Here is a 3,077-nt window from a genome sequence, read left to right as displayed (position 1 = left end):
CCGCCGACGCTGCCGGGCTCCGGCGGCGGCCTGCCCATTTCCATGGTGGTGCGATCGACCGGCGCTTCCTCGGAAGTGTACGAGGTGGCCGAGCAGATCAAGAACAAGGCGCAGGCCTCCGGCCGCTTCATCGTCGTGCAGAATTCGATGGCCTATGACGCACCGGAGGTGACGGTGACCATCGACCGCGACCGCGCCGCCGCGCTGAACCTGCCGATCGCCGATATCGGCCGCACGCTGACCTTGCTGGTCGGCGGCGCCGAAGTGGCGCAGTTCGACCGCGATTCCAACAGCTACGACATCATCCCGCAGGTGCCGCAGGAGTTCCGCGACGACCCCGACAAGCTCGGCGAATACTTCGTGCGCAGCGTGACCGGCGAGATGGTGCCGCTATCGGCGGTGGTCAAGATTTCGACCAATGCGGCGCCGGCGGCAATCGAGCAGTTCAACCAGCTGAATTCGTCGACGATTTCGGCGCTTCCGCTGCCCGGCGTCACCACCGGCGACGGGCTGAAGGCGCTGGAGGACATCGCCAAGGAGAGCCTGCCCGACACGTTCTTCATCGATTATTCCGGTCAATCGCGACAGGAAAAGGAACAGGGCAACACCATCCTGATCGCTTTCGCGGCCGCAGTTGTCGTCATCTATCTGGTGCTGGCGGCGCAGTTTGAAAGCTTCCGTGACCCGCTGATCATCATGATGGCGGTGCCGTTGTCGATCTTCGGCGCGATCGTGCCGCTCAATCTGGGCCTCGGCACGCTCAACATCTACACGCAGGTCGGCCTGATCACACTGATCGGTCTGATAACCAAGCACGGCATCCTGCTGGTCGAGTTCGCCAACCAGCAGCGTGAAAAGCATGGCATGCGGCGGCGCGATGCCATCATCGCCTCGGCCAAGGTGCGCCTGCGGCCGATCCTGATGACGACGGCGGCGATGGCGCTCGGCGTTGTGCCGCTGATCACGTCCAGCGGCGCTGGTGCCGCGGCCCGCTATTCGATGGGCCTGGTCATCTTCACCGGCATCCTGGTCGGCACCATATTCACGCTCTTCGTCGTGCCCATGTTCTACACCTTTATCGCCAGCAAGGACCTGCCTCATCTGGCGGAGAAGCCGGACCCCAAGCTGATGCCGGCACTGCCGAGCTAGGACGGTCTAGGGAGTCCCGCCCAGAAATGCGCGGGGCAAATCGATGGAAACAAAAGAAAAGAGGCCGGGAAATTCCCGGCCTCTTTTCTTTTTGGCTGGGCTCGATACCGCCGGTTTGAACTGTACGCAATACCGCAGCGTTTCCGGAGGGAGCTTTGAGGCGCGGCAGCATGCTGCCACGCCACCGTTTCCAGCCTGCTACTTGACGATGACGATGCTGGTGTTGGTCGCCCCGAAGGTTTCGACGAGCTGGTAGAAATCGGCGGCGTTGTCGGGGTGCAGCCGCACGCAGCCATGCGAAGCCGGCTGGCCGAGGCGCTTGATCGCATAGGTCGCGTGCACCGCATAGCCGCCGCTGAAGAAGACCGAGTGCGGCATCGGGGCGTTGTCGTATTTCTTCGAATACCACATTTCATGCATGCGGGTCGGCTTGAACGAGCCGGTCGGCGTCACATGGGCCCGGTCGCCGGTGGAGACTTTCCAGGCGAAGGTCGGCCGGCCGTCGACGGAGACTTCCATGATCTGCTGCGAAAGCGAAACGCGCGCCACGATCTTGTTGGCGGCATGCGCGGCGCCCGAGCCGAACAGCAGTGCGGCACCGGTCAGCGCGGCGGCGGCGATGTTGATGAGCTTGGCGGAAATGGCGGTATGCATGAAGAAAATCCCCTCTCTCTGCCGGTCCAGCCGGCTCCAATTCGATGGCTGCTTATCCCAACGTCATGTTTCGGAGAGATTTCGCAAAATGCTCATTTGTGTTTCGAATCTGTTTCCACTGGTTAACAAACGCCAACCCCATTAGAGCCGTCGGTGGCCCGCCAGCGAGACCATAGCAAGACCAAGGTCAGGAACATGGGTATCCGTCGCTAAACGAAAGTGCGAATTAGCAGTATTCGAAAGGACCGCCGTAGATCTCGAAACCGAACTGCAACAAAGCGAGGTTTCAAGCGGCATGATCCGGATACGGGCCGCAAGCAAAGTTGACGCAACGAAAACAGCCGGTAACGAACATGGGAACGAAATCGAACGCGCTGTCCTGGCTTTTCAGGATCAGCATCGCGGCAGCGGTCATCGGCGGCGTCGGCATGGTTGCCGGCACCCCGCTGACAAGCCTCGGCGCGATGACTTCAGGCGAGATTTCGACCCTGCACGCCGCACTGTTTTTCGCCACGGTCTGGATTGTTTCCAGCCTGCGCATCGCCCGGCTAAAGGCCCTCTGGCGGGTCGGCCTTAGGCTGACGGGTTTGCGCGGCGCCTCCGGCAACTTGCTGCCGAGAGGACCGAAGGCCCGCGCCGAGACGGGGGGTTCCGTGGGCGGCGCGGGCGCTTCGGGGGTATCCTGAAGCGACCCGCAACAAACCATTTTGGGGAATTGGTACGATGAAAACGAAATTTGCCGCTTCGGTGCTTTCCGCACTGCTTTACGCCCAGGGCCTGCTCGGCTTTGCCGGCCTTGCCACCGTGCTGCTCAGGGACCGCGCCCACGCTGGCGAGCTGACCATGGGCAGTGACATGCCGGTGGGTCCATCGCTTCTGCTGGTACGCTGAGCGCCAAGAGCGTCGGGGCCGGAGATGGAAAATCCGATGCCCGAAACCAGAGACTGCGTCAGTGCCCGGCAATCAGTCCGCGAATTGCCGCGGCGGATCGAACCGGTAGCCGGCGCCGCGTATGGTGGTGATGGTTTCGGTGTCGAGTTTGCGGCGCAGCCGCACGATGCGCGAATCGATCGAGCGATCGAAGGCATCGGCGTTTTCGGCCGGCGCCGCGGCGATGATGTCGTCGCGCGTCAAAACCTTGCGCGGACTGGCCAGGAACAGCCTGAGCAGCGCCACCTGACCGGGCGAAAGCTGTTCCTCCGTGCCGGAGCGATGCATGACCATCGCCGATCTCAGATCGACGGTCGCGTTCTCCAGCACGATCAGTCCCTGGG

5 protein-coding genes are annotated in these 3,077 nt (G+C 62.4%); 3 read left to right on the top strand and 2 right to left on the bottom strand.

What is annotated here, in order from left to right:
• The coding region (locus EN994_RS24580) for an efflux RND transporter permease subunit (RefSeq protein WP_164746142.1) at positions 1-1,149 on the top strand (1,149 nt) is incomplete at its 5' end.
• Between the two features lie 198 nt (positions 1,150-1,347).
• On the opposite strand, the gene EN994_RS24575 is transcribed toward EN994_RS24580, so the two are convergent.
• Positions 1,348-1,803, bottom strand: coding sequence for a L,D-transpeptidase (locus EN994_RS24575; RefSeq protein WP_013529305.1), 456 nt, complete (start codon positions 1,801-1,803; stop codon positions 1,348-1,350).
• A 353-nt stretch (positions 1,804-2,156) separates the two neighbouring features.
• Here EN994_RS24575 and EN994_RS24570 point away from each other — a divergent pair, with 353 nt between their 5' ends.
• Positions 2,157-2,489, top strand: coding sequence for a hypothetical protein (locus EN994_RS24570; protein ID WP_063169135.1), 333 nt, complete (start codon positions 2,157-2,159; stop codon positions 2,487-2,489).
• Positions 2,490-2,526: 37 nt separating this feature from the next.
• A complete protein-coding gene (locus tag EN994_RS24565; protein WP_013529303.1) occupies positions 2,527-2,694 on the top strand; it encodes a hypothetical protein in 168 nt (55 codons plus the stop codon).
• A 72-nt stretch (positions 2,695-2,766) separates the two neighbouring features.
• Here the strand turns inward: EN994_RS24565 and EN994_RS24560 are convergent.
• A partial coding sequence (locus tag EN994_RS24560) for a winged helix-turn-helix domain-containing protein (RefSeq protein ID WP_164746141.1) occupies positions 2,767-3,077 on the bottom strand: 311 nt, incomplete at its 5' end.

This window comes from Mesorhizobium sp. M7A.F.Ca.CA.002.09.1.1 (assembly GCF_003998555.1).
GTDB lineage: Bacteria > Pseudomonadota > Alphaproteobacteria > Rhizobiales > Rhizobiaceae > Mesorhizobium > Mesorhizobium ciceri.
Note: the sequence above shows the minus strand (reverse complement) of the source record. Positions and strands in the feature narration are given on the sequence as shown.

Bases quoted from the DNA above. Each gene is read 5' to 3' on its own strand.
- EN994_RS24575 (WP_013529305.1), bottom strand. From the start codon at position 1,803: ATGCATACCGCCATTTCCGCCAAGCTCATCAACATCGCCGCCGCCGCG.
- EN994_RS24570 (WP_063169135.1), top strand. From the start codon at position 2,157: ATGGGAACGAAATCGAACGCGCTGTCCTGGCTTTTCAGGATCAGCATC.
- EN994_RS24565 (WP_013529303.1), top strand. From the start codon at position 2,527: ATGAAAACGAAATTTGCCGCTTCGGTGCTTTCCGCACTGCTTTACGCC.